Source organism: Achromobacter sp. K91, assembly GCF_003576205.1.
Taxonomy (GTDB): domain Bacteria; phylum Pseudomonadota; class Gammaproteobacteria; order Burkholderiales; family Burkholderiaceae_B; genus Achromobacter; species Achromobacter aegrifaciens.
This window is the reverse complement of record NZ_QWFB01000048.1, coordinates 1-26,147: the sequence shown is the minus strand read 5'-3', so window position 1 is coordinate 26,147 and position 26,147 is coordinate 1. Positions and strand designations below refer to the sequence as shown.

Genomic DNA, 26,147 nt, shown 5'->3' with positions numbered 1-26,147 from the left:
AAATCGCGTCCTATCGGGCCGCGGCCAACTGCGCGCGGTTGCTCTCGAAGCCGTTCTGGCTGCCCAGCGCCAGGATGGGTTCCTGCATGCGCTCCTGCCAGATCAGCGACTCCATGGCGATCTGCAGCGGATGGTCCTGCACCGTCAGCGCGGAGGTGGTTTCCGTGCCCGAGTGATGCGAGTGCATGGCCCAGCCCGGCGCCGACAGGATCAGGTCGCCCGCCTTCCAGTCCAGCCGCGTGCCGTTGACCTTGCTGTAGCCGTTGCCGCGCAGGTAGTAGTTGATGGCCGACGAGCTGTGGCGGTGCGGCACATGGTGGTTGTCCGGCGGCGACGAGGAAATCGTCGCGAAGAAGCTGTGCGTGGTGCCGATGCGGCGTTCGGTCGCTGGGTTGTACAGCACGAACAGGCGACGGCCGTTATAGCCGCGCGCCATGTCCTCGACGCTGGGCAGTTGGCGCGACACCGCGGCCCAGGGCCAGTGCAAGGCCTTGGATTCCAGCACGTCGATGTCGATCAGCCATTCATAGCCCAGCAGCCAGGCGCCCTCGGGCGTGATCTGCTCGCGCAGGGCCAGGTCGCGCGAACGGGCCGCGTCGGGCGCGCGCGGCGGCACCGGCTTGGTGTTGGCGTCGGCCGGCGGCACGCTGCCCTCGAACTCCTCGACGTAGTGGATCTCCAGCTTTTCCAGCAGCGGCGCATTGGAATACGACAGGCGCACCCAGGGCGTCTTGCCCTCGTTGCGATAGGAATGCACCTGCATGGCGGGGGTGTTCCAGACGTCCCAGTGCCCGACCCGGATGTCGCGCCCAGCCACCGTGGCCACGCCCTCGCCGCTGATACAGATCTCCAGCATGTTGGAGTTCTTGCGCAGGTTGAAGGTGCTTTCGCCCGGATTGACCACGTTGATGGTGACGTCGGTTCCCGGGGCCAGGCCCAGGCCCGGCGCGGTGGCTTCCGGGTGCACGATGAGGGAAGCGCGGCGGCCGTTGTCCGGCCGGGGCGCGTCGATCAGGCGCGCGATCTCAAGATCGATATCCTCTTTGGGGATGACGATGGACGGCCATTTGTTTTGTTCCCGCGGACTGGCGCCGCTGACGTCGACGAACATGTATGTCTCCTCTTGCGGCCGGCGCCTCGCGCCGGCTGTACGGTTATGCGAATTCGGTATCAGGGCTGCGCCAACAGCAGGTTCTCGCGGGTCTGGGGCGGCAGCGCGACCCCCAGGCCGTGGTCGCGGGCGTGTTCATACACCACGCGCGCCATCGCCAGGTCGGACAGGCCCATGCCCATGCCCTTGAAGATCGTCAGCCGCGCGCCTTGCGGGCGGCCCTCGCCGGCGGCGAGCAAGTCGCTCAGCACCGCCACGCCCTGCCACGGCGCGCCGTCGGCGCCAAAGCGTTCGCGCAGTTCACGCGAACCGCGGCGGGCGTTCTCCAGGTCGTCCACCACCACGCGGTCCGCGCGTTCGAACACGTCCTGCGCGAATTCGGCCTTGGCCGGCAGGATCGCGCCGACGGCGTTCAGGTGCCTGCAGTCGGCCAGCATGGCCGCATCCACGAAAGGCTCGACGGCGCGCGTGATCAAGGTGACGATCTCCGCGCCGGCCAGCGCCTGTTCCAGGCTGGCCGCTTCCTCGACCTCGAATCGATACTTGCCTTGCACGCTGGCGACAAAGGCGCGGCGCTTCTCCGGCGTGGGGCTGTAGACGCGCACGCGGCGCAGGTCGCGCACGGCGGCCAGCGCGGCCAATTGGGTGACGGCCTGCGGACCAGTGCCGATCAGCGCGGCACAGGCGGCGTCGGCCGGCGCCAGCGCGCGCGTGGCGACTCCGCTGATCGCCGCGGTGCGCAGCATGCCCAGCGCGCGCGCCTCGATTACGGCGCGCAGGAATCCCGACTCGGCGTCGAACAGGCTGAACAGCGAGCCTCCGCCGCTCTTGGTATGGACCCAGGTCTTGAAACCCGCGTAGCCGCCGGCGCCGGTCTGCACCGAACCCAATGCATGCATCGAGCTGCCGTCGCCCCAGGTCGCCAGCGCCTTGGGCAGGTTGCGCGCCTGTTCGCGCCCTTGCGCGACCAGCATGGCATGCAGGGCTTCGATCGCCTTGGGAATATCCAGGACCGAGACCACGTCCCGTTCCGTCAGGTACCGCAGCGCATCAGACATGCGCGTCTCCTTGTTCGTCGGCGGCGGGCTCGTCCGCCACCGTGTTGACCAGCGTCCCGATGCCGGGAATCTCGACTTCCAGCGTGTCGCCGGCGCTCATGAAGCGTGGCGGCTTGCGGCTGGAGCCCACACCTTCGGGCGTGCCGGTAGCGATCACGTCGCCCGGCGACAGGCGGGTGAAGCTGCTGATGTAGGCGATCAGCTCGGGGATGGGGAAGATCAGGTCGGACACCTGGCCGTGCTGCATGACCTCGCCATTGAGGCGGGAAATGACTTCCAGGCCGGCCGGGTCGCCGATCTCGTCGGCGGTGACCAGGCAGGGACCCAGCGCGCCGCTGCGCTCGAAATTCTTGCCCGGCGTCACCTGCGCGTTGTGCTTCTGGAAATCGCGCACGGAGTTCTCGGCCATGCAGGTGTAGCCAGCCACGTGCGCCAGGGCGTCCTTGGCGGCGATATGGCGGCCGCCTTTGCCGATCACCACGGCCAGTTCGGCCTCGTAATCGAAGCGATCGGAGGCTTGCGGCTTCCACACCGCCTCGCCGTGGCCGACGAAGCTGTCTGCAAAGCGCGCGAACAGCGAGGGGTGCGCCGGTAGTTCGCGTCCGGCCTCGGCCACATGGCGGCCGTAGTTCAGGCCCACGCAGAGAATCTTGCGCGGCGCCACGACCGGGGGCAGCAGGCGCAGCCCGGCCAAGGGCATACAGGGCTGGCCGGCCGTCTCTGCGGCGCGCGCAATCTGTTCCACCCCTGCCTCCAGCGCCGCGACCATGTCGGGCCAGACCTGGGTCAACGCCACGACTTCGGCGCCGCGCACCACGCCCCAGGCGCTACGGCCTGCCTGAACGAAGCTGACGAGCTTCATGTTGTCTCCTGTGCTTGCGGCGGCTTATGGCATGCATTGACGGATTTCTTTGCATGCATTTGTCGCTTCAACCGCACTTGAATCGCTGTTTTTCCGAATTATTGCATGCAATTTTGATAAATCGCAAGGTCATAAAGGTTTTTTTCTTTACTATTGCATGCAATTTTGACGGTACACTGAAAGCCCTCACAGACCGGAACCAGCCCCCCCTCCTCTCTATGGCCGCACAAATCGATAAAGTCATTTCCGAACTCCGGGACATGGTGCTTTCGGGCGTCCTGCAACCCGGAGAACGCGTGGTCGAGTTGCAGTTTTCAGCGCGCCTGGGCGTGTCGCGCACCCCGTTGCGCATTGCCCTGACCGAGCTGGAAAAAGAGGGCCTGCTGGAACGGCTGCCTTCGCGCGGTTTCCGGGTACGGGCGTTTACGGTGGATGAAATCGGCGACGCGGTGGACGTGCGCGGCGTGCTCGAGGGCATGGCCGCCCGCCTGCTGGCCGAGCGCGGCGCCTCGCAGGACGTGCTGGACCGCCTGTCGCAAGCGGTGGAAGAAGGACGCGCGCTGCTGGCGCCCGCCCGCCGCGATCCCAATACCACGGTGGATGCGCGCGCCTGGGGGCAGATCAATCGGCGCTTTCACGAGATCCTGTGCGAAGCCGCGGGCAACCGCGCGCTCCTGTCGGCGCTGGAACACAACAACAAGACGCCCCTGGCCGGCCCGGCCGCGCTGACCCTGCCGTCCACGCCGTCGTTGCTTGAAACGCCCTTCGTGCTGCGCGCGCAGGCGGACCACGAAGACCTGCTGCGCGCCATCACGCGCCGCGAGGCCGTGCGCGCCGAAAACCTGATGCGCGAACACGCCTACCGCAGCCGCGAAAACAAGCGCGTGCTGCTGGAATCGCTGCGCGGCGCCCTGCCCGCGCAGCCTGGACTGTCGGACGTCAGCGCATAAACAGGACCCTACGGCATGCAATCCATTCGTGACCTTTCCACCCAGGCGCTGATCTCGCGCGACCTGGTCGCCGCCCTGCGCCGCGACGCGCCGCTGGTGCAGTGCCTGACCAATTTCGTTTCCATGAACACCGCAGCCAACGTGCTGCTGGCCATGGGCGCCTCGCCCGCCATGGTGCACGCGCAAGAGGAAGCGCCCGAGTTCGCGCGCGTCTGCGGCGCGGTCGTGATCAACATCGGCACCCTGTCCTCGCCCTGGCTGGACAGCATGCTGCTGACCGCCGCCTCGGCCAACGAAGCCGGCATACCTTGGGTGCTGGATCCGGTGGCGCACCATGCCACCGCATTCCGCCGCGACGCTGTGCAGCGCCTGCTGGACTTGCGGCCCGCCATCATTCGCGGCAATGCCTCGGAGATCATCGTGCTGGCCGGCGGCCAAAGCGCCAGCAAGGGCGTGGACTCGCGCGACGCGGTCTCGCAGGCGGAGCAGTCCGCGCATGCCATCGCCGCCAGCCGCGCGACAGTGGTGGCGGTGACGGGCGAGACCGACTACGTCACGGACGGCACGCGCGCCGTCCGCATCACGGGCGGCTCACCCCTGATGCCGCGCGTCACCGCCACGGGCTGCGCGCTGACGGCGCTGGTGGGCGCGTGCGCCGCGGTGTCGCGCAACGACCCGTTTTCCGCCGCGGTCGCCGCCCTGTCGTGTTTCGCCATCGCGGGCCAACGCGCCGGCGAGCTGGCGCAAGGCCCCGGATCGTTTGCGTGGCGCTTCCTGGATGCGCTTGCGGCCTTGGAAACCGGCGACCTCATCAAAGAATCGCCGCTGCGCTAGACGCGGCACGACTGCCCCGCACCGTGGCGCGGCCGTGTCACGGCCGGGTCACACGCCATGCGCAGAATTCCTTTCCTTCAAACCCGGAGGAAAGACGGTGAAGCCGAATCTAGGAAAGCTCTTTGCGCTGTCCGCCAGCGCCGCGTTGTTGGCAAGCCTGGCCGCTTGCGGCGGCGACAATGACGACGACACGCCCGACACCCCGCCGCAGGCCAGCGTGCCCGCAGGCTCCACGCTGGACGTGGCCATCCTCGGCACCACCGACCTGCATGCCAACGTGCTGGGCTACGACTACTACAAGCTGGCCGAGGACAAAAGCTACGGCGTGGACCGCACGGCCACGCTGATCGCCAATGCGCGCAAAGAGAACGCCAACACCCTGCTGTTCGACAACGGCGACACCATCCAGGGCACGGCCCTGTCCGATTACCAGGCGCTGGTGGCGCCGGTGCAATGCAGCGACATGCTGGCGATTTATAAGCAGATGAAGCTGCTGGCCTATGACGCGGCCACGCTGGGCAACCACGAGTTCAACTACGGCCTGCCCTTCCTGTCGCAAGTCACGAATACGGACTTCGGGCTGGCCGGCATCGGCAAGGGCACGGCGCAGACCAATTCCGCCGGCGCCAAGGACTGCGCGGCGCCGGGCTTTCCCTTCGTCTCCGCCAACGTGGTGTCCGCCGCCAGCAAACAGCCCATCTTCAAGCCCTGGGTCCTGCTGAACAAGACCTTCAAGGCCACCGACCCCAACGGCAAGCAGATCGAGGTCGCGCTGAAAGTCGGCGTGATCGGCTTTGCGCCCCCGCCCATCCTGCAATGGGACAAGGCCAATCTGGAAGGCCACGTGGAAGTCGCCGGCTGGAAGGAATCGGCGCAGCGCTACGTGCCGGAAATGCGCGCGGCCGGCGCGGACCTGGTGGTGGCATTGGCGCATGGCGGCATCGACATGCTCACCGAGTACAGCCCGGCCATGGAGAACGGCGCCGGCTACCTGAGCCAGGTGACCGGTATCGATGCGTTGATCACCGGCCACCAGCACCTGCTGTTCCCCGACACCAATGCCAAGTCGCAATTCGCGGGCCAGCCCGGCATAAATCTGGAGAAGGGCCTGATCAACGGCATGCCGGCGGTGCAGGCCGGCCAATGGGGCAACAACCTCGGCCAGATCACGCTCAAGCTTGCCTATGACAAAGGCTGGCAGGTGCAGAAGGACGCCACGCGCGTGCAGCGCATCTCCACGCGCCTGACCGCACAGAACGGCGCCACGCCCGCGACCTACGTCGAACCCGATGCCGCCGTGCAACAGCTGGTGCAGGCTGAACACGCCGCCACCATTTCCTATGTCAAAACGCCCATCGGCCAAAGCCGGTTCGACATGGCGACCTATTACGCGCTGGCGGGCGACGTGTCGGCGCTGCAGATCGTCAACATGGCGCAGATCGATTATCTGACGGACTACATCGCCAAGAACAAGCCGTCATACGCCGCCCTGCCCATCCTGTCGGCGGCTGCGCCCTTCAAGGGCGGACGCAACGGTCCGGGCGACTTCACCTACGTAAAGCAGGGCAACATCGCCATCAATAACGCCGCCGATCTCTACCTGTACCCGAACACCTTGCAAGTGGTGCGGGTCAGCGGCGACATCGTGCGCCAGTGGCTGGAGAAGACTGCCGAGCAGTTCAGGCAGATCGACCCGGGCCAGGTCGCGCCGCAGGACCTGATCGACACGGGCTTCCCGACCTTCAACTTCGACGTGCTGTATGCCGCGGGCAATGCCCTGCGGTATGAAATCGACGTCACCCGCCCCAAGGGCTCGCGCATCACGAAGTTGACGTACCAGGGCGCGCCGCTAGACCCCGCCGCGCAGTTCCTGGTGGTCACGAACAACTACCGCGCCAGCGGCGGCGGCGACTTCCCCGGCCTGGCCGGCGGCAAGGGAGACATCGTGCTGCAAGCCCCGGACGCCAGCCGCGACGTGCTGATCAGCTACATCAGGAAGCACCCGGACCTGGATCTGGCGACCTACGGCCTGGACCGCAGCTGGCGCTTTGCGCGGGTGGGCGCCCTGGCCGGCCCGGTGGTGTTTTCGTCGGTGCCGGGCACCCTGGCCATGGCCGCGGCGCATGGCGTGGACAACGTCACGGTGCACGACGCCACGCCCGACTCCGTGACCCAGTTGTCGCGCTACGCGGTGGACCTCAGCCGCTAAGGCTGGCGGTAGTAGACGCAGATGCGCCGGCCGCCGATCTCGTGCACCTCGATCGGCAGCTCGTAAAGTTCGCTCAGGACCTCCGGCCGGACCAGTTCGGCCGGAGTCCCCTGATGCGCGATGCGCCCCGCCCGCATCGCCACGATGCGGTCCGCGTATGTGGACGCGAAGTTGATGTCGTGCAGCACCAGCACCACCGTCTTGCCCAGCTCGTCCGCCGCGCGCCGCAAGGTGCCCATCATGGCGACGGCGTGCTTCATGTCCAGGCTGTTCAGGGGTTCGTCCAGCAGGACGTAGCGCGTGTCCTGGCACAGCACCATCGCCACGAAGGCGCGCTGGCGCTGCCCGCCCGACATCTCGTCCAGGTAGCGGTCGGCCAGCGGCTCCAGGTTCAGGTAGGCGATGGCGCGGTCGATGTGGGCCTTGTCGTCCAGCGTCAGGCGGCCGCCCGTGTGCGGATAGCGGCCGAACGCGACCAGGTCCCTCGCCGTCAGCCGCAGCGGCAAGTGATTATCCTGCCGCAGGATGGCCAGGCGGCGGGCCAGTTCGCGGCTGTCGGCCCGGGTCACGTCCAGGCCCTCGACCAGCACACGGCCCGCCGACATCGGCAGCAGCCGGCTGACCATGGACAGCAGCGTGGACTTGCCCGCGCCATTGGGACCGATGATGGCCGTCACGCCCCCCGCGGGCAGCGACAGGCTGACGTCGTCGACCACCACGCTGTCGCCGTACTGCTTGCTGACTTGCTGGATCTCTATCATCGGCGCCCCCTGCGCAGGATCAGGACGAGGAACATCAGCCCGCCCAGGAATTCGATCACCACGCTGACGGTGGTATTCAGGCCCAGCACGCGTTCAAGCAGCGTCTGGCCGCCCACCAGGAAGATCACGCTCAGCAGCACGGCCGCTGGAACCGTGTGGCGGTGCCGGTCGGACCCCATGGCCTGATAGGCCAGGTTGCTGACCAGCAGGCCGAAGAATGTCACCGGCCCCACCAGCGCGGTGGACACCGACACCAGCACCGCGATGGCGGCCAGCGTCAGCATCAGCGTGCGGCGATAGTCCACGCCCAGGTTCACCGCAATGTCGCGGCCCAGCGCCAGCACGTCGTAGCGACGCCGCATGCGCCACACCAGCAGCGACGCCGCGCACACCGCGGCCAGCGCGATCGGCAGCAAACCCACGCGCACGGTATTGAAGCTGGCGAACATGCGGTCCTGCAACACCAGGAATTCATTGGGGTCGATCAGCCGCACCACGAAGTTGGACAGGCTGCGAAACAACAGGCCGAAGATGATGCCCACCAGCATCATCAGGTGCAGGCTGCGCACCGCGTCCGAAAACAGCCAGCGGAACAGCAGGCAGGCGAACGCCGTCATGGCGCCGACCTCCAGCAGGAAGGCGGCCACCGGATGGCTGGCGGCCGTGGCCGCCTGGCCGAAGCCGAACACCACCACGGCCTGTATCAGCAGGTACAGGGCGTCAAAGCCCATGATGGCCGGCGTCAGGATGCGGTTGTGGGTGATCGTCTGGAACAGCACCGACGACACCCCCACGGCATAGGCCACCAGCAGCATCGCCGCCAGCTTGGCGCCGCGGAACGGAATCACGAAGGACCACTGGCCGTTGGCGCCCAGCGTCATGAAGGCGATGGCGCAGGTCAGCGCAAGAGCGCCCAGCAGCCACAGACGCCAGGTTTGCGGCGCACGGACCGGCGCCGGCGCGGAGATGGCGAGTTCAGCCAAGCCGGTTCCTCCGCGTGCGCAACAGCCACAGGAACAGGATGCTGCCCAGCACGCCGACCACAGTGCCGATGGGAATCTCGTAGGGATGGATCACCAGCCTGCCGATGACGTCGCAGGCCAGCACGAACACGCCGCCCAGCACCGCCACCCAGGGAATGGAGCGACGCATGTTGTCGCCCAGCACCAGGCTGACGGCGTTGGGCACGATCAGGCCCAGAAAGGGTATGCCGCCCGCCGTCACCACCACCACGGCCGAAATCGCCGACACGATCAGCAGTCCGGCCAGCGTCAGCCGCGCATGGTTCAAGCCGAGGTTGGCGGCGAACTCGCGGCCCATGCCGGCCACGGTGTAGCGATCGGCCGCCGCGTAAGCCGCGCAGGCCAGGCCGAAGCCTATCCATAGCAGTTCATAACGTCCCCGCAGCACGCCGGAAAAATCGCCCGTGGTCCAGGCGTGCAGCGACTGCAGCAGGTCGTAGCGGTAGGCGACGAAGGTGGTGGCGGCGTGGATCACCCCGCCCAGGATCAGGCCGATCAGCGGCACGATGAAGGGCGTGCGCAGCGGTACGCGCTTGAGCAGCGCCAGGAACAGCAGGGTGCCCGCCAGCGCAAAGCCCGTGGCCGTCAGCATCTTGCCGATCACGGGCGTATCCGGCGCCAGCAGCGTGACCACGAGTATGCCCAGTGTGGCGGACTCCACGGTGCCGGCCGTGGTGGGTTCGACGTAGCGGTTGCGCACCAGCATCTGCATGATGAGCCCCGCCACCGCCAGCGACATGCCGGCCAGCAGCAAGGCCAGCGTGCGGGGAATGCGGCTGACCATCAGCAGGCGCCAGGCGCGCTCGGCCTCGTCGCCATTGCCCCACAGCGCGGACAGGCTGAGCTGCCCCGCGCCCAGGCTGACGCTGGCCGCGCACAGGGCCAGCAGCAAGCCCACTGCCGCCGCCAGCCCGCCCCAACCGCCTATCGACTGCCGCCAACTCACCCGCGATTACTCCCGCCGCTCACGCATCAGGCTTTACTTGCCCGCGGCCAGCGCGGCCGCGATCTCGTCCACGTTCTGCTGCATGGCGGTCAGGCCCGCGCTGCCCAGCAGGTACCAGTTGTAGCCGTTCAGGTAAACCACGCGCTTGTTCTTCCAGGCCTTGGTCGGACGCACCAGCTCGTTGTCCAGCATGCGCTGGGCCGACACGCCTTCACGGCCGATGGCGGCGTCGCGGTCGATCACGAACAGCCAGTCGGGGTCGGTCTGGGCGATGAACTCGAACGAGATCGCCTGGCCGTGGTTCGACACGCTCAGCCCCGTCGTCGCCGGCTTGATGCCGAAGGCGTCGTGGATCACGCCGAAGCGCGAACCCGGACCGTAGGCGCTCATCTTGCCGCCAGTGGTCAGCACGATCAGCGCGGTGCCGGCGTTGGCCGCCTTGCCGTTCAGGTCCGCGATCGAAGCGCGCAGGGCGTCGAGCTTGGTCTTGGCGACATCCTGCTTGCCGTAGATGGCGGCCAGCGTTTCGGTGTTGCGCGTCACGCTGCCGACCAGGTCCTTCGCGTTGACCGTCAGGTCCACGGTGGGCGCCAGCTTGGCGAGCTCGTCGTACTTGGGCGCGGAGCGGCCCGCGACGAAGATGAGTTGCGGCGCGGCGGCGTGGATCACCTCGTAGTTGGGCTCGAACATCGACCCCACCTTCAGGTAGCGCTGATCGGCATACTGGCTGAGCTGCGGCGGCCACTTGGCCACCGTCGGCACGCCCGCCACGTTTACGTCCAGCGCATGCAGGGTGTCCAGCACGGCCAGGTCCATCACCACTGTCTTCGCCGGGTTGGCCGGCACGGCGGTTTCGCCGCGCGCGTGCTTCACCGGCACCGTCGCCTGCGCGGCGCATACCGCCGTGGCGGCGCCCAGGACCAGCGCGGCCCCGGCCTGCATCGCCCAACGCCGGACGCGGCCTGCCTGCATTTGCTTCTTCATGCGTACCTCTTCATGTTGCGGGCGCCAGGCGCCCTTTCAAACTCAGAACTTGACGCCCACGCCCAGCCAGTAGCGGCGGCCGTCCTCGACGTAACCGTAGTCGTCGTACGTGACCTGCTTGTCGAACAGGTTGTAGATGCCGGCGTACACCGCCACCGTCTTGTTCACCTGGTACGAACCGCCCAGGTCCACGAACGTGTAGGAAGGCGCGACCACCGACGAGGACGAGGGGCCGGTGATGGGCTGGCTTTCCTTGCCGCGGTAGTTCAGGCGCGCCCATGCCTGCAGCGCATCCGAGGCCTGCCAGTTCACCGTGGTGGTGAACAGGTGCTTGGGCAGTTGGTTCAGCGGCTGGCCCTTGTACTGGCCCGACTTCTGCTCCGACTTGGTGAAGGTGTAGCTGCTGGTCAGGGACCAGTCGCGCGACAGCGGCAGCTTCAGGTTGGCTTCCACGCCGCGCGAATTGGCCTTGTCCACGTTCATGTAGGTGGTCGGGTCCGAACCGAACTGGTTCGGGCCGTCCGTGCACTGGGTCGCCGGGCAAGCCACGCGGGTGATCTTGTCCTTGAAGTCGTTGTTGAAGATCGTCAGGCCGGCGTTGAAGCCTTCGCCGTCGTCATACAGGATGCCGATTTCCTCGGTCACCGACTTCTCGGGCGTCAGGTCCGGGTTGCCGTACATATTGCCGCCGCGGCTGACCTGGCCCCAGCCCGCCACCGTCTGGCGCAGGTCGGGCGCGCGGAAACCGGTGGACACGCCGCCCTTCAGGGTCCAGCGGTCGGCCATGTGCCAGACGCCGTACAGGCGCGGGCTGAAGTGCGTGCCGAAGTTCTCGTCTTCGTCCATGCGCAGGCCGGTGGTGACGGCGAAGGTCTCGGTCAGGCGCCATTCGTCTTCGGCGAACAAGGCCCACTGGTAGCGGTCCACCTTGCTGGGGCCGTTGGCCAGCTGGTTGCCGGTCTGGTCATTCAGGCGCTGGCTCAGGTAGCTGCCGCCCAGGGTCAGCATGTGCGAACCCAGGGGCAAGGTCCAGCTCGTCTGGATGTCCAGGTTCTTGATCTTCATCTGGCGCGAGCGGTTGTCGAACTCTTCCTGCTGCACATAGCTGTCCGACACGCCCCAGCCCCAGCGTCCGGTATGCGACAGCGCCCACTTGTTGCTGCGGTAGTCGGTATCGGACGAGGCCGGGCAACCATTGCGCCCGCAAGCCTGGCCGGGCGGCAGCGGCTCGACCGTCTTGCCCAGCGTTTCGTGCAGCTTCTGGCGCATGGTGGTCGCTTCCAGCACGATGTCGTGGTCGCGGTTGGGCGTCAGCGCCAGCTTGGCCGTGACGCTTTCCGAGTTGCGCTTGCGGAAGCCGTCGACGATGTCGTCTTCGTCGCGCTGCGTGGCCTGGCCGTAGATCTGCAGGCCCAGCAGGTCCGTCTTGATCGGGCCGGACAGGTAGAAGTTGCCCTGGTAGATGTCGCCCGACTTGTTGCTTTCCTGGATGGTGGTGTCCAGGCGGATCTCGCCGCCCCACTCCGAAGGCACCTTGCGCGTGATGATGTTGATCACCCCGCCCATGGCGTCCGAGCCGTACAGCGAGGACATGGGGCCGCGCACCACCTCGATGCGCTCGATGGCGGAAAGCGGCGGGGTCCAGCCGCCTTCGACGCCCGTGGAGTCCGAGTTGGTGCGGGTCTCGCGCGAGTTCTGGCGCTTGCCGTCGATCAGTATCAGCGTGTACTTGGGGCCCATGCCACGCAGGCTGATGTCCTGGCGATCGCCGCCGCCGGTGACGATCACGCCTGGCACGTCCACCAGCGCGTCGTTGATGTCGCGGTAGAACTTCTTGTCCAGGTCCTCGCGGGTGATCACGCTGATCGATGCCGGCGCATCCTGGATCTGCTGTTCATAACCCGAGGCCGTCACCACCACGGTATCCAGCGTCTTTGCGGTGTCGGCGCTCTGCGCCCACGCGGGCTGCGCCACGCCGAAACCCGCTGCGCACAGGGCTGCCGCCAACTGCGTGCGCGAACCCGGACCGCGCCGGCCGGCGACCAATTCTTTGCTGCTCATGATTCCAGTTTCTCCCGTCCCAGGCCCGCGCCCCACCCCGCGTGCGGCGTCCGTCCTGCCCCGTATTTATTAATGAAAACCATTCTCATATTAGAATTGGACCTGCCGGGAGCCAGCAACACGCTTTCCGCAACTTTTATCTTCTTTGAACTTCTTGACACTCCGGCCCGCGGCCATAAGCCAAACTGCCGGATGCAGAACCGACGACACGCATGCCTTTTTCCCACGCACCGGCGACTCGCCGCATCCTGCTGATTGACGACGATGTCGAGCTTGCGCAGATGCTGCGCGAGTACCTGGAACCCGGTCACTGCCAGCTCACCCTGGCGCATAGCGGCACGCAGGGCCTGGCCCTGTTGGCTCAGGACGACTACGACTTGGTGCTGCTGGACCTGATGCTGCCCGACGGCAACGGGCTGGATCTGCTGAAGCAATACCGCCAGCGCTCGCGCCGGCCGGTCATCATGTTCACCGCCCACGGCGGCGAGACGGACCGCGTGCTGGGCCTGGAGTTCGGCGCCGACGATTACCTGGCCAAGCCCTTCAGTCCGCGCGAACTCAAGGCCCGCATCACGGCCGTGCTGCGCCGTTTCGAGGAAGTGCCGGACACGGCCCGCCCCGCCCTGGCGCTGGGCGCAGTGTCGCTGGACGCCGCCACCGGCGTGCTGCGGATGGGCGATAGCGAAATCCCGCTGACCGGCGCCGAACAGCGCATCCTGGAAATCCTCATGCGCACGCCCGGCCAAGTGGTCGCGCGCGACCAGATCGGCCTGTACGCGCTGGGCCGCAAGCCGGACCGCTACGACCGCAGCATCGACACCCACATCAGCTCGCTGCGCAAGAAGCTGCGCAGCGACGGCGGCGCCGAGACCTTGGCGATCCGCAACCTGCGCGGCCTGGGTTACGTGCTGGCGGGCGCTGACTGATGGCCTGGCTGCCCACCCGCTCGCTATTCGGACGCGCCTTCCTGACCTTCTGGGGTGCGATGGCCGTCATCCTGGTCTGCGGCATGGTGCTGACGGCCGCGGTCGCCTGGTACCGCTTCAATTCCCTGGATGGCCTGAATCCCGGCAATCTCACGCGCGATGCTGCGCAGATCGCCCGCAGCGAGGGCGTGGATGGCCTGGAACGCTGGGTCGAAGCCATGGACCGGCGCTACTCGGCGCTGAAGATCTACGTCATGGACGCCCAGGACAAGGACATCCTGGGCCGGCGGCTGCCCGCCCGCATGGAAGACTGGCTGAGCGATTTCCGCGCCGGGCCGGACCGTTCGCCGAAAGCCGACTACCTTCCCGCCGACCCCACCGGCGAGCGCGTTTCCTGGTGGGAACCGCAAAAGCTGGTCTTGCCCGATGGTTCGCAACTGCTGCTGCTGTTCCTGCCGTTCGATTCATCGCATTGGGAAGTGCTGGCCCTGTCGCCCGTGGCGCTGGCCCTGGTGCTGTTCGCGCTGGCGGTGACCGCACCGTTCTGCTGGGCCCTGAGCCGCCACGTGACGGCGCCCTTGGCGCAGTTGCGCCAGACCACGCATGCCCTGTCCGCGGGGCGGCTGGATGCGCACACGCCCGCCAAGCTGGCCCGCCGCAAGGACGAACTGGGCCAGCTTGCGCGCGACTTCGACGCCATGGCCGACCGGCTGAAGGCGCTGGTCGACACGCGCGAACAGCTGCTGCACAACATCGCACACGAACTGCGTTCGCCGCTTGCACGGCTGCGGCTGGCGGCGGAGCTCGCGCGGCGCAAGGACGAGCGCCAGGATCTGCAGCTGGACCGCATCGAACTCGAATGCGAACGCCTGGACGCGCTGGTCGGCAACACCTTGCGGCTTGCGCGCCTGGGCGCCCTGCCCGTGCCTACTGACACCCTGGACCTGGCCGAACTCGTGTCCGACGTCGTCGAGGACGCACGCTTTGAGGCTGGCGGCCGGCAGATCCGCATAGAGTGGAGCCAGCATGCGCCCGTGCCCCTGGTCGGCGACCGTTGCAGCCTGGCCAGCGCCATCGAGAACGTACTGCGCAACGCCCTGCGCTTTGCGCCCGCGCACAGCGCGATCCGCGTGCGCCTGCTGTCGAACGCGCACGAAGCCTGCCTGGAGATCGAGGATCATGGGCCCGGCGTGGCCGCCGAAGAGCTGCAATCGCTGTTCGAGCCCTTCTATCGCACCGCCTCGGGCGCGCGCAAGCCGGGCAGCGGCGCCGGACTGGGCCTGTCGATTGCCCAGGCCGCCGTGGCCGCGCACAAGGGCAGGATGTCGGCCCGCAATATTTCGCCACAGGGGCTGAGCGTGCGGCTGGAACTGCCGCGCCTGAACGGCTGAAGCCAGGGTCGATCAGTCGGCGTCGGCCAGGATCGCGGCCGGCAGCCGCGGCAATACACGCATGGCGTTGGCGGTGGTGGCATGGGCCACCTGCGCCGGCGTGATGCCACGCAATTCCGCCAACGTGGCCGCGATGCGGACCAGTTCGGCAGGCGCATTGCGCCGATGCGGCGGATGCAGCCAGGCCGGAGGGATGTCCGGCGCATCGGTTTCCAGCACCAGGTGGGCCAGGTCCACGTCCACCGCATGGCGGCGTATCTGCAAGGCGCGCTCATAGGTCATGGCGCCGCCCAGGCCCAGCGCGAATCCCTGGTCTATGAATGCCTGCGCCTGCTGCGCGCTGCCGTTGAAGGCGTGCGCAATGCCGCCGATGCGCGGATGGCGGCGCAGGTACTTCAAGAGGATGTCCTGCGACTTGCGCACATGCAGCAGCACCGGCAGGCCGAACTCGGCAGCCAGCGCCAGTTGCGCGGCGTAGAAGCGCTCCTGGCGCTCGCGCGGTTCGCCGGAGGCTATTTCGGGAACGAAGAAATCCAGGCCGATCTCGCCGATGGCGACGAAGCGAGGATCGCCCAGCGCATCCTTGACGGCAGCGCGCAGCGCTTCCAGATCGGCGTCGCTGGCGCGCTGGACGTATAGCGGATGGATGCCCAGCGCATAGGCGCCACCGGCCGTCTTGCCGGCCAGCTCGCGCACCACGGAAAAATTGGCGCGTTCGACCGCTGGAATCACAATGGACTGCACGCCTGCCTGGCAGGCGCCGTCGGCGACTTGCTCGCGGTCGGCGTCGAACTCGGCGGCATCCAGGTGGCAATGGGTATCGATCAGCATGGGCGCGACCTCCTTGCCCGGATTATCCCCCCGGCGCGCCTTAACCCGAAACCAGGCGGCCGTTTTCCATGAGCAGCTGGCGGTCGGCGCGGGCGGCCAGTTCCGGGTCGTGCGTGACGATGGCGAACGCCGTGCCGGACTCCTGGTTCACCCGCGTCAGCAGTTCGAACATATTGTGCGCCGTGTGGCGGTCCAGGTTGCCGGTGGGCTCGTCGGCCAGCACGCAGACGGGCCGCGTAACCAGGGCGCGCGCCAGCGCCACGCGCTGCCGTTCGCCGCCGGACAGCTGGCCCGGGAAGTGACCTTCGCGCGCGGCCAGGCCCACCATGCCCAGGACCTCGTGCGCGGCTTGCCGCGCCTTGTCGCGGCTTTCACGGCGCACGATCAGCGGCATCGCCACGTTATCCAGCGCTGAGAACTCCGGCAGCAGGTGGTGGAACTGGTAGACGAAACCCAGGCTGCGGTTGCGCACGGCGCTCTTGCGGGCCTCGGACAGCCCGACAGCAAGCTGGCCGTCCACCGACACCGAGCCGCTGGTGGGCACGTCCAGCAGGCCCAGGATATGCAGCAGCGTGCTCTTGCCGGAGCCGGAGGCGCCGACGATGGCGACCATTTCGCCGCGCGCCACGGTCAGGCTGACGTTGCTCAGCACTTCGATGCGGGCAGGGCCTTCGTCGTAGACCTTGACGATGTTGTCGGCCTGCAGCGCGGGAGTCAGCATGTCAGTCATGGCGCAGCACCTGAGCGGGTTGCAGGCGCGAGGCGCGCCAGCTGGGGTACAGGGTCGCCAGCAGCGACAGCACCAGGGAGGTCACGCCGATGGTGACGATGTCGCCCATCTGCGGATCCGACGGCAAGGCGCTGATGAAATAGATTTCGCGCGGCAGGAAATGCACGCCCAGCAGACCTTCGATGAACGGCACGATCACGTCCACGTTATAGGCAATGAGGATGCCGCCCGCGACCCCCAGCAGCGTGCCGATCACGCCGATCAGCGCCCCTTGCACCAGGAAGATGCGGGCGATTTCTCGCGGTCCCGCACCCAGCGTGCGCAGGATGGCGATGTCGGACTGCTTGTCCTTCACGGCCATGACCAGGGACGACAGCAGGTTGAACGCGGCCACGGCCACGATCAGCGCCAGGATCAGGAACATCATGCGCTTTTCGGTCTTCACGGCCGCGAACCAGGTGCGGTTGTTGCGCGACCAGTCGCTGGCCATCATGTAGGGCGGCAGCACCTTCTGCAATTCGGCCGCCACTTCCGGCGCGCGCTGCATGTCGGCGATGCGCAGGCGCACGCCGGCGGTGCCGCTGTCGCGGAACACGCGGGCGGCGTCCTCGTCGTCGACGAAGGCCAGCGAAGAATCGTATTCGTAGTGGCCGGACGAGAACACGCCTACCACGGTGAACTGGCGCATGCGCGGCGTGAAGCCCGCCGGGCTGATCGAGCCTTGCGGCGCCATCATCAGGAGCGTGTCGCCCAGCTTGACGCCCATGCCGTCGGCCAGTTCATTGCCCAGCACCACGCCGAAGCTGCCGGGCTTCAGGTCGGCGAGCTTGCCCGACACCATCTGGCGCGGCAGGTCCGACACATTGCCTTCGGTCTGCGGATCGATGCCGCGCACCTGCACGCCGCGCAAGGCCTGCCCGCGCACCAGCATGCCCTGCGCCGCCACGAACGGAGCGCCGGCCTTGACGGCGGGATTCTTCTCGGCGGCGGAAGCGAACTCCTGCCATCTCTCCAGCACCCGCTCCGGCGCCGCGCCGGGGATGTAGAGTTCGATGTGCGGCAGCACCGACAGCATGCGGTCGCGCACTTCCTTCTGGAAGCCGTTCATCACGGACAGCACCACGATCAGGGCGGCAACGCCCAGCGCGATGCCCGCCATGGAACTGGCGGCGATGAAGGAGATGAAGCGATCGCGGCGGCCGCGTCGCTGGCGGATTCGGGCCAACCCGGCATAGCGGGCGCCTATCCATAGTTCGTAGGGTATTTTCAGCACGAGCGCATTATGGCATTAACCGCCTGGATTCCGCCCCGCGGATGTGCGGTTCCGAGACCAGGCGTTTCAAGCTATGGCAGTGGCGGACGCCGCTTAGTTCCCGCGGCCCGCGCGGACTACAATCGCGCCCATGCTGATCGTCATTCCGGGCGCCCTGCCCGCCCTTCCCGTCGCCGCCGAACTGGCCAAGCTCTTGCCCGAACGCGCGCCCACGCTGCACGGCTGGCTCCAGGCCGGCGCCGCCCGGCCCCAGGCCCATGACGTGCGCGCCCAAGGCTGTACGCCCTACGAAGCCTGGCAGTTGGCCCGCGCCGGCTACGTCCCCGAAGCGGGCCTGCCGCCCGGCGCCGGACTGGGTCCGCTGCTGGCCGGCGCCCAAACCGGGGGCGATGGCCCCGTCTGGCTGGCCGAACTGGTCCACCTGGCGCTGGGCACGGACCAGGCCGCCTTGCTGGACCCCGGCCTGATGGAACTGCGCGCCGAGGAAACGGCTGCTCTGCTGGAGACCGCCCGCCCCCTGTTCGAAGACACGGGCTTCGAGGTCCAAGCGCTCTCGCCCGAACGCTGGCGCCTGCGCCTGCCGGAGGGCCTGCGGCCGCAGACCGCCAGCCCGCTGGCCGTGGCCGGACAGCGCCTGAACGACTGGTGGCGCCAGGACGCGGAAGCGCGCCCGTGGCGCCGGCTGCTCAATGAAATACAGATGGCCTGGCACGAACACCCGGTCAACGACGCCCGCGCGGCGCGCGGCCTGCCTCCGGTCAATGCGCTGTGGCTGTATGGCGGCGGCAAACCCTGGACGCAGTCCCAGCCGGCCCCGGCGCAGGTTTACAGCAACCTGGACGCCCCCCAGCGGGCCGGCGACTGGGCCGCCTGGCTGGACGCCCTGGCCGCGCTGGACGCACAGCATCTGCGCCCGCTGGCCGGCAAGCAAGGCCTGCCGGCCGCGCCCGCCGAACTGCTGCTGCTGGGCGACGACCGCAAGGTCGCCCTCACCCTGAAACCGCGCGGGGGCCTGCTCGGCTTGCTGCCCGCGCCCAAGAAAAACTGGAGCGCCTGGTGGTCTCACCCCGCTTAACCGTCCGCACGCCCGACCTGCAAGCCTGCCGCATCCTGGAAGCCTCGGGCATCCACCCGCTGCTGGCCCGTCTGTGGGCCGCCCGCGGCGTCACCCATCCCGATCAGACCCAGCTCGCCTGGAAGTCGCTGCTGCCGCCCAACGGCCTGACGCATTCGGACCACGCCGCCGGCGTGCTGGCCGACGCCATCCAGACAGGCAAGAAGCTGCTGATCGTGGCCGACTACGATTGCGACGGCGCCACCGCCTGCGCGGTCGGACTGCGCGCGCTGTCCGCCATGGGCGCCGACGTGGACTTCCTGGTGCCCAACCGCTTCGAAACCGGGTACGGCCTGTCGCCGGCCGTGGTCGAGCTGGCGGTCCGGCACCGCGCCGGCAAGCCCGACATCATCATCACCGTGGACAACGGCATCGCCAGCGTGGACGGCGTGGCCGCGGCCAATGAGGCCGGCATCGGTGTGGTGATCACCGACCACCACTTGCCGGGCGACACGCTGCCGGCGGCCCTGGCCATCGTCAACCCGAACCAGCCGGGCTGCGGCTTTCCGTCCAAGAACCTGGCGGGCGTGGGCGTCATTTTCTACATGATGCTGGCGCTGCGCGCCGAGCTGCGCCGCCGCGGCGTCTACGCGGCCGATGGCGGCCCGCGCCTGGACGCGCTGTCCGACCTGGTGGCCCTGGGCACCGTGGCCGACGTGGTCAAGCTGGACGCGAACAACCGCCTGCTGGTCACCCAAGGGCTGCAACGCATGCGCGCGGGCCGCCTGCAGCCCGGGCTGCGCGCGCTGTTCGCCGTGGCCGGACGCGAGCCGCGCGCAGCCAATGGCTTCGACCTGGGCTTTGCGCTCGGCCCGCGCATCAATGCGGCCGGCCGCCTGGCCGACATGAGCCTGGGCATCGCCTGCCTGACCACCGACGACGAGGCGCAGGCGCTGGAAATGGCCCGCGAGCTCGACAACATCAACCGCGAGCGCCGCACCATCGAAGCCGAAATGCGCGAACAGGCGCTGGCCGCCATGGAAGAGCCGAACGCTGCCGCCGGCGCTACGGTCTGCGTGTTCGATCCGGGCTGGCACCAAGGCGTGGTAGGCCTGGTGGCCTCGCGCCTGAAGGAAAAATTCTGGCGCCCCACGCTGGCCTTCGCGCCCGCCGGCGACGATGAAATCCGCGGCTCCGGCCGCTCCATTCCCGACGTGCACCTGCGCGACGCGCTGGACCTGGTGTCCAAGCGCCATCCCAACCTGATCCGCAAGTTCGGCGGCCACGCCATGGCGGCCGGCCTGACGCTGGGCCGCAACGACTTCGCGGCCTTCGCCCCCGCGTTCGACGCCGCCGTGCGCGAGCTGACGGGCCGCGACACCTTCGAGCCGGTGATCGAGACCGACGGCTCGCTGGACACCGGCTACGCCAACGCCGACGTGGCCGGCATGCTGCAGCAGCAGGTCTGGGGCGCCGGCTTCGCCGCGCCGCTGTTCCTGGACGAGTTCGTGGTGCGCAACCAGCGCCTGGTTGGGGAAAAGCACCTGAAACTATCGCTGGAGCGCGGCCACCAGCGCTTCGACGCGATCTGGTTCGGCCACGACCAGTCGCTGCCCGAACACATCCAGGCGGCATACCGGCTGGAGCAGAACGTGTGGAACGGGATGGTGTCGGTGCAGTTGGTGATCGAGCACGCGGGCTAACAAGGCCCGCCATGTAGGCGGGCCCGCCGCGACCGGCGTAGGGTTGCGCGCGGCGGGCGCCTGAACTCTCGTCTCAGGCCGCGCGCTCCCTCCTACTTGTTCACCAGCTTCGCCGGCTGCGCCAGGGCCACCAGCGCCCCCACCACCAGGCAGCCCGACAGCATGTAGAGGCCGGTGTTGGTGGTGCCGGTCATGTCCTTCAGCCAACCCACCAGGTACGGGCTGACGAAACCCGCCAGATTACCCACCGAATTGATGAGCGCGATGCCAGCCGCGGCCGCCGTGCCGCCGAGCAAGGCGGTGGGCAGGCTCCAGAACAGCGGCAGCACCGTGCAGATGCCGATGTTCGCCACCGTCAGCGCAGCGATCGCCAGCACGGTATTGCCGCTCCAGACCGCCGACAACAGCAGGCCCAGCGCGCCAAACAGCGCGGGCAGCGCGACGTGCCAGCGGCGTTCGCGGTGGCGGTCCGAGTTGCGCGAAATCAGGATCATGCCGATCACGGCGAACAGGTTGGGAACCGCCGTCAGCAGACCGATGGCCAGCGGGCTCTGCACCCCTGTGCCCTTGATCAGGGTCGGCATCCAGAAGCCCACGCCGTAAAGCCCCATCACGAACGAGAAGTAGATCAGCGACATCGCCCAGACGCGCGGCTTGGCCAGCGCGGCGCGGATCGGCGGGTCTTCCTTCTGCTGTTCCTCGGCCGCGATATTGCGGATCAGCACCGCCTTTTCCGTGGCGGTCAGCCATTTGGCCTTATTGATGCGGTCATCCAGATAAATCAGCACCAGCACGCCGATCAGCACCGACGGTATGCCCTCCAGCAGGAACAGCCATTGCCAGCCCGACAGGCCATGGTCGCCATGGAACGTGCTCATGATCCAGCCGGAGATCGGCCCGCCGATCAGCCCGGACATGGGCACCGCGGTCATGAAGAAGGTCGTGATGCGGCCGCGCCGCACCGCGGGGTACCAGTAGGTCAGGTACAGGATGATGCCCGGAAAGAATCCGGCCTCGGCCGCGCCCAGCAGGAAGCGCAGGATGTAGAACATGTGCACGCTGGTCACGAACATCATGCAGGCGGAGATGATCCCCCAGGTGATCATGATGCGCGCGATCCAGATCCGCGCCCCCACCTTGTGCAGGATGATGTTGCTGGGAATTTCGAAAATGAAGTAGCCGATGAAGAAGATGCCCGCGCCCAGCCCGTACACGGTCTCGCTGAACTGAAGCTCCTGCAGCATCTGCAGCTTGGCAAAACCCACGTTCACGCGGTCCAGGTAGGCCACGACGTAGCAAACCACCAGCAGCGGCACCAGCCGCCAGCCTACCTTGCGGTAGATCCGGTCTTCCTCAGACGCCGGGATCGCCGGCGAAACCCCGGGGGCCATCGCATTTTCCATCTATGTCTCCATTCCTCTGTCGGGATAGGCCGGCTGCGCCGGCGCCTTTACGGCCCGGTCATCCCGATCAGGAACGGCTGGACCGCTTATACGCAGCCTAGAACCGCTGACTTGACAAAAAACTGAACAACTTGGGGTCCACGCCGGGAAACCGCCTGCTCGCGATCCGTCCCCCTTCCCGCCAACGCGGCCGCGCACTTGGCCCAAGCACGGTAAAATGTTTGGTTTCGCACAAAAGTCATCAGGACAGGATCATCATGGAAGCCGAACGTCAGAACCAGCTCGCAGCCCGCCTCGCCGATTACGCGGAGCGCGAACAGGCTCTACGGAGGTATCTTTGACTACGATGCCAAAGCTGAACGCCTGCAAGTCGTAAACGCCGAGCTCGAAGATCCGGCGGTCTGGAACGACCCCAAGCACGCCCAGGACCTGGGCCGTGAAAAGAAAGCCCTCGAAGACGTGGTGGAAACGCTCACGGCGCTGGGTACGGGCCTGTCCGACTCGAACGAACTGTTCGAAATGGCCGCCTCCGACGACGACGACGCCACCCTCGAATCCATCGAGCAGGACGCCGACGCCTTCCAGGAAAAGCTGGAAGCGCTGGAATTCCGCCGCATGTTCTCCAATCCGGCCGATCCGCTGAATTGCTTCCTGGACATCCAGGCCGGCGCCGGCGGCACGGAAGCGCAGGACTGGGCCTCCATGCTGCTGCGCCAGTACCTGAAGTACGCCGAGCGCAAGGGCTTCAAGGCCGAAGTGCTGGAAGAATCCGAAGGCGACGTGGCGGGCCTGAAGTCCGCCACCATCAAGATCGAAGGCGAGTACGCCTTCGGCTACCTGCGCACCGAAACCGGCGTGCACCGCCTGGTGCGCAAGAGCCCGTTCGACTCCTCGGGCGGCCGCCACACCTCGTTCGCCAGCGTCTTCGTCTACCCGGAAGTCGACGAATCCTTCGAAGTCGAAGTGAACCCCGCCGACCTGCGCGTGGACACCTACCGCGCGTCCGGCGCGGGCGGCCAGCACATCAACAAGACCGACTCGGCGGTGCGTCTGACCCACATGCCCACCGGCATCGTGGTGCAGTGCCAGAACGACCGTTCGCAGCACCGCAACCGCGCCGAAGCCATGCAGATGCTGAAGTCCAAGCTCTACGAACTCGAGATGCGCAACCGCATGGCCGAGCAGCAGAAGCTGGAAGACTCCAAGACCGACGTGGGCTGGGGCCATCAGATCCGTTCCTATGTGCTGGACCAGAGCCGCATCAAGGACCTGCGCACCAACGTTGAAATTTCCAACACGCAGAAAGTGCTGGACGGCGACCTGGATCCCTTCATCCAGGCCAGCCTGAAGCAAGGCATCTAAGTTTCGCGATACTCCCCCTCAACGCATCCAGAGGTTCACGAATGTCCGACACCATTGCAATTCTCACCGGCGCATCGCGCGGCATCGGCGCCGCCATGGCGCGCGGCCTGGCCAAACCGGGCACCCGCCTGATCACCCTGGCGCGCCGGGAAGATCCCGAGCTGGCCGCCTATGCGCGTTCGCAGGATGCGCAGCTGGAACAGCTGTCCGTGGACCTCTCGGACCTGAACGCCGTTGAAGCGGCGGCGCAGCGCATCTGCGCGTCGCTGCCGCGCGATGCCAGCCGCTATCTGCTGATCAACAACGCCGGCACGGTGCACCCCATCGCCGGCACCGACGCGCTGGTCGACGGCGCGGCCATCACCGCCGCCTTCAACCTGAACGTCAGCGCCGTCATGCTGCTCACCGCACGCTTCCTGGCCGCGGTCGAAGACCTCAAGGCCGACCGCCGCGTGCTCAACATCTCCTCCGGCGCGGGCCGCAACCCGAACGCCGGCTGGGGCGTCTACTGCGCCACCAAGGCCGCGCTCGACATGTACTCGCGCGTGGTCAAGGCCGAGCAAGGCGCCGACGGCGCGCGCATCGTCGCGCTGGCCCCCGGCATCGTCGACACCGACATGCAGGTCGCCATCCGTTCCAGCGATCCGGAAAGCTTCCCGGCGCTGGCCAAGTTCCAGGAGTTCCACGCGACCGGCAAGCTGTCCTCGCCCGCCAACGTGGCCTCCCGCATCCTCGCCTACCTGGATCGCGAAGATTTCGGCACGACCGAGATCGACGACATCCGCAATTACGACTGATTCCCCGACCATGACCGACCACTCGACCACTCCGGCGCCCGCCCAGGATGAAAACCGCTTGATCGCCGAACGGCGCGCCAAGCTGGCCAAACTGCGTGAAGCCGGGGTCGCGTACCCCAACGATTTCGTTCCCGACGCCCGCGCCGCCGCCTTGCACGACAAGTACGACGGCCAGGAGCAGGAAGCCCTGGCCGCCAACCCCGTCACCGTCAAGGTCGCGGGCCGCATGATGCTCAAGCGCGTCATGGGCAAGGCCAGCTTCGCCACGCTGCAGGACAGCACCGGCCGCATCCAGATCTACCTGGACCGCGGCACCCTGGGCGAAGACAGCTACGCCGCGTTCAAGCAATGGGACATCGGCGACATCATCGCGATCGAAGGGTCGGTCTTCAAGACCAACAAGGGCGAACTGTCGGTGCACGCCGCCAGCGCGCGCCTGCTGTCCAAGTCGCTGCGCCCGCTGCCGGACAAGTTCCACGGCGTGGCCGACCAGGAACTGCGCTACCGCCAGCGCTACGTCGACCTCATCATGACGGACGCCACGCGCCGCACGTTCGAGGCGCGCAGCAAGGCCGTGGGCAGCATCCGCCAGTTCATGCTGAACGCGGGCTTTCTTGAAGTGGAAACCCCGATGCTGCACCCGATCCCGGGCGGCGCGGCGGCCAAGCCCTTCGTCACGCACCACAATGCGCTGGACATGGAAATGTACCTGCGCATCGCGCCCGAGCTCTACCTCAAGCGCCTGATCGTGGGCGGCTTCGAACGCGTGTTCGAAGTCAACCGCAACTTCCGCAACGAGGGCGTGAGCCCGCGCCACAACCCTGAATTCACCATGATGGAGTTCTATGCGGCCTTCGCGGAATACCGCTGGCTCATGGACTTCACCGAAGAGCTGATCCGCCAGGCCGCCATCTCGGCCACCGGCAGCGCCGTGCTGACCTACCAGGAACGCGAACTGGACCTGTCCAAGCCGTTCGACCGCCTGACCATCTGCGAAGCCATCCTCAAGTACGCGCCGGGCTACACCCAGGCGCAACTGGACGATCCGGCCTTCGTGCGCGCGGAACTCAAGAAGCTGGGCGCCGACGCCGACGGCCCGGTGCTGTCGCGCGCCGGCCTGGGCGCGCTGCAGCTGGCGCTGTTCGAAGAGACCGCCGAAGCCAAGCTCTGGAACCCCACCTACATCATCGACTACCCGGTGGAAGTCTCGCCGCTGGCGCGCGCCTCCGATACCCGCGAGGGCATCACCGAGCGCTTCGAGCTCTTCATGACGGGCCGCGAAATCGCCAACGGCTTCTCGGAGCTGAACGATCCCGAAGACCAGGCCGAGCGTTTCCGCTCGCAGGTCGAAGCCAAGGACGCGGGCGACGAGGAAGCCATGTTCTACGACGCGGACTACATCCGCGCCCTGGAATACGGCATGCCTCCGACGGGCGGCTGCGGCATCGGCATCGACCGCCTGGTCATGCTGCTGACCGACAGCCCCAGCATCCGCGACGTCATCCTCTTCCCGCACCTGCGCCGTGAAGACTAAACGGGCGCTGGCATCATGATCTTCAAGATCCTGATGCTGCTGCTGGTCGTGGCGGGGCTGGTCTACTGGATCAAACAGCCCCGCAGCGGCTCGCCCTATTCCCCCTATCCGGCGGCGCGGCCGCGTCGGCCGGCGTTCATCGCGCTGTGTATCGCCGCGGCGCTGTCGGTGGCGGCTTCGCTCATGACCTTCCTGTTGTGGGCGGGCGGCGTGGCCGGCGGCGTAACCGGCGGCGGCTATCACGGGCAGGTGGATTTCCTGCTGCCCGTGGCGGGCACGCTGCTGGCGCTGGCCGTCGTCTGCGCCGTAGGCGCGTTCCTCAAGCGCTGTCTCTTATACACATCT

At 67.4% G+C, this 26,147-nt stretch carries 23 protein-coding genes; 11 read left to right on the top strand and 12 right to left on the bottom strand.

Going from position 1 to position 26,147, the window contains the following annotated elements; all coding sequences use genetic code 11:
- Nucleotides 1-10 precede the first annotated feature (10 nt).
- Genes DXK93_RS23165 through DXK93_RS23155 form a run of 3 tightly spaced genes read right to left on the bottom strand, consistent with a single transcriptional unit; the run spans nucleotide 11 to nucleotide 3,031 of the window.
- Entirely contained in the window at nucleotides 11-1,111 is a 1,101-nt protein-coding gene (locus DXK93_RS23165; RefSeq protein WP_119451243.1) for a cupin domain-containing protein, read from the bottom strand.
- Nucleotides 1,112-1,170: 59 nt separating this feature from the next.
- Nucleotides 1,171-2,169 (bottom strand): ornithine cyclodeaminase family protein, encoded by a 999-nt coding sequence (locus tag DXK93_RS23160; protein ID WP_054456180.1) that lies wholly within the window; start codon nucleotides 2,167-2,169, stop codon nucleotides 1,171-1,173.
- A complete protein-coding gene (locus DXK93_RS23155; RefSeq protein ID WP_119451242.1) occupies nucleotides 2,162-3,031 on the bottom strand; it encodes a fumarylacetoacetate hydrolase family protein in 870 nt (289 codons plus the stop codon). The genes DXK93_RS23160 and DXK93_RS23155 overlap by 8 nt, the downstream gene beginning before the upstream one ends.
- A gap of 218 nt (nucleotides 3,032-3,249) precedes the next feature.
- Here DXK93_RS23155 and DXK93_RS23150 point away from each other — a divergent pair, with 218 nt between their 5' ends.
- From DXK93_RS23150 to DXK93_RS23140, 3 genes are all read left to right on the top strand, one after another.
- Entirely contained in the window at nucleotides 3,250-3,981 is a 732-nt protein-coding gene (locus DXK93_RS23150) for a GntR family transcriptional regulator (protein ID WP_088141226.1), read from the top strand.
- Between the two features lie 15 nt (nucleotides 3,982-3,996).
- Complete coding sequence (gene thiM, locus DXK93_RS23145; RefSeq protein WP_119451241.1) at nucleotides 3,997-4,815, top strand: hydroxyethylthiazole kinase; 819 nt, start codon at nucleotides 3,997-3,999, stop codon at nucleotides 4,813-4,815.
- Nucleotides 4,816-4,912: 97 nt separating this feature from the next.
- Complete coding sequence (locus DXK93_RS23140) at nucleotides 4,913-7,024, top strand: 5'-nucleotidase C-terminal domain-containing protein (protein ID WP_199728325.1); 2,112 nt, start codon at nucleotides 4,913-4,915, stop codon at nucleotides 7,022-7,024.
- Here DXK93_RS23140 and DXK93_RS23135 read toward each other — a convergent pair.
- From DXK93_RS23135 to DXK93_RS23115, 5 genes are read right to left on the bottom strand one after another with little or no spacing between them, the layout of a single operon-like run.
- The gene (locus tag DXK93_RS23135) at nucleotides 7,021-7,785 is read right to left on the bottom strand and encodes an ABC transporter ATP-binding protein (RefSeq protein WP_119451240.1); all 765 of its coding nucleotides are present in this window, start codon (nucleotides 7,783-7,785) and stop codon (nucleotides 7,021-7,023) included. The genes DXK93_RS23140 and DXK93_RS23135 overlap by 4 nt on opposite strands.
- Entirely contained in the window at nucleotides 7,782-8,768 is a 987-nt protein-coding gene (locus DXK93_RS23130; protein WP_199728324.1) for an iron chelate uptake ABC transporter family permease subunit, read from the bottom strand. Before DXK93_RS23130 ends, DXK93_RS23135 begins: the two co-directional genes overlap by 4 nt.
- Nucleotides 8,761-9,753: an ABC transporter permease gene (locus tag DXK93_RS23125; RefSeq protein ID WP_054456168.1), complete on the bottom strand. Its 993-nt coding sequence runs from the start codon at nucleotides 9,751-9,753 to the stop codon at nucleotides 8,761-8,763. Before DXK93_RS23125 ends, DXK93_RS23130 begins: the two co-directional genes overlap by 8 nt.
- A gap of 33 nt (nucleotides 9,754-9,786) precedes the next feature.
- On the bottom strand, nucleotides 9,787-10,737 hold the full coding sequence (locus tag DXK93_RS23120; RefSeq protein ID WP_082401124.1) for a siderophore ABC transporter substrate-binding protein: 951 nt from the start codon (nucleotides 10,735-10,737) through the stop codon (nucleotides 9,787-9,789).
- A 42-nt stretch (nucleotides 10,738-10,779) separates the two neighbouring features.
- Nucleotides 10,780-12,798, bottom strand: coding sequence for a ligand-gated channel protein (locus DXK93_RS23115; protein WP_119451239.1), 2,019 nt, complete (start codon nucleotides 12,796-12,798; stop codon nucleotides 10,780-10,782).
- Between the two features lie 212 nt (nucleotides 12,799-13,010).
- On the opposite strand from DXK93_RS23115, the gene DXK93_RS23110 reads away from it, so the two are divergent.
- Entirely contained in the window at nucleotides 13,011-13,724 is a 714-nt protein-coding gene (locus tag DXK93_RS23110; protein ID WP_054456165.1) for a response regulator transcription factor, read from the top strand.
- Complete coding sequence (locus DXK93_RS23105; RefSeq protein WP_054456162.1) at nucleotides 13,724-15,115, top strand: ATP-binding protein; 1,392 nt, start codon at nucleotides 13,724-13,726, stop codon at nucleotides 15,113-15,115. Before DXK93_RS23110 ends, DXK93_RS23105 begins: the two co-directional genes overlap by 1 nt.
- A gap of 12 nt (nucleotides 15,116-15,127) precedes the next feature.
- Here DXK93_RS23105 and DXK93_RS23100 read toward each other — a convergent pair whose 3' ends face one another.
- Genes DXK93_RS23100 through DXK93_RS23090 form a run of 3 tightly spaced genes read right to left on the bottom strand, consistent with a single transcriptional unit; the run spans nucleotide 15,128 to nucleotide 17,901 of the window.
- A complete protein-coding gene (locus DXK93_RS23100) occupies nucleotides 15,128-15,946 on the bottom strand; it encodes a TatD family hydrolase (protein ID WP_119451238.1) in 819 nt (272 codons plus the stop codon).
- A 40-nt stretch (nucleotides 15,947-15,986) separates the two neighbouring features.
- Entirely contained in the window at nucleotides 15,987-16,676 is a 690-nt protein-coding gene (locus DXK93_RS23095; protein ID WP_119451237.1) for an ABC transporter ATP-binding protein, read from the bottom strand.
- Nucleotides 16,669-17,901: a lipoprotein-releasing ABC transporter permease subunit gene (locus DXK93_RS23090; protein WP_233564600.1), complete on the bottom strand. Its 1,233-nt coding sequence runs from the start codon at nucleotides 17,899-17,901 to the stop codon at nucleotides 16,669-16,671. The genes DXK93_RS23095 and DXK93_RS23090 overlap by 8 nt, the downstream gene beginning before the upstream one ends.
- 178 nt (nucleotides 17,902-18,079) lie before the next feature.
- Between DXK93_RS23090 and DXK93_RS23085 the strand changes: the two genes are divergently transcribed.
- Both DXK93_RS23085 and recJ read left to right on the top strand, forming a co-directional pair.
- Nucleotides 18,080-19,024: a hypothetical protein gene (locus DXK93_RS23085; protein WP_119451236.1), complete on the top strand. Its 945-nt coding sequence runs from the start codon at nucleotides 18,080-18,082 to the stop codon at nucleotides 19,022-19,024.
- On the top strand, nucleotides 19,006-20,706 hold the full coding sequence (gene recJ / locus DXK93_RS23080; RefSeq protein WP_119451235.1) for a single-stranded-DNA-specific exonuclease RecJ: 1,701 nt from the start codon (nucleotides 19,006-19,008) through the stop codon (nucleotides 20,704-20,706). Before DXK93_RS23085 ends, recJ begins: the two co-directional genes overlap by 19 nt.
- A 92-nt stretch (nucleotides 20,707-20,798) precedes the next feature.
- Here the strand turns inward: recJ and DXK93_RS23075 are convergent, their stop codons facing one another.
- Complete coding sequence (locus DXK93_RS23075; RefSeq protein ID WP_119451234.1) at nucleotides 20,799-22,109, bottom strand: MFS transporter; 1,311 nt, start codon at nucleotides 22,107-22,109, stop codon at nucleotides 20,799-20,801.
- 257 nt (nucleotides 22,110-22,366) lie between these two features.
- Between DXK93_RS23075 and prfB the strand changes: the two genes are divergently transcribed.
- From prfB to DXK93_RS23055, 4 genes are all read left to right on the top strand, one after another.
- Nucleotides 22,367-23,471, top strand: a protein-coding gene (prfB, locus tag DXK93_RS23070) for a peptide chain release factor 2 (RefSeq protein WP_119451233.1) whose coding sequence is annotated in 2 segments (ribosomal slippage) — nucleotides 22,367-22,447 and nucleotides 22,449-23,471 — 1,104 coding nt in all. Because the reading frame shifts where the segments join, the coding sequence is not laid out codon by codon here.
- A gap of 41 nt (nucleotides 23,472-23,512) precedes the next feature.
- Nucleotides 23,513-24,268, top strand: coding sequence for an SDR family oxidoreductase (locus DXK93_RS23065; protein ID WP_119451232.1), 756 nt, complete (start codon nucleotides 23,513-23,515; stop codon nucleotides 24,266-24,268).
- Between the two features lie 10 nt (nucleotides 24,269-24,278).
- Complete coding sequence (lysS, locus tag DXK93_RS23060; RefSeq protein ID WP_054456145.1) at nucleotides 24,279-25,802, top strand: lysine--tRNA ligase; 1,524 nt, start codon at nucleotides 24,279-24,281, stop codon at nucleotides 25,800-25,802.
- Between the two features lie 15 nt (nucleotides 25,803-25,817).
- On the top strand, nucleotides 25,818-26,147 hold a 330-nt coding region (locus DXK93_RS23055), incomplete at its 3' end, for a preprotein translocase subunit TatB (RefSeq protein WP_119451318.1).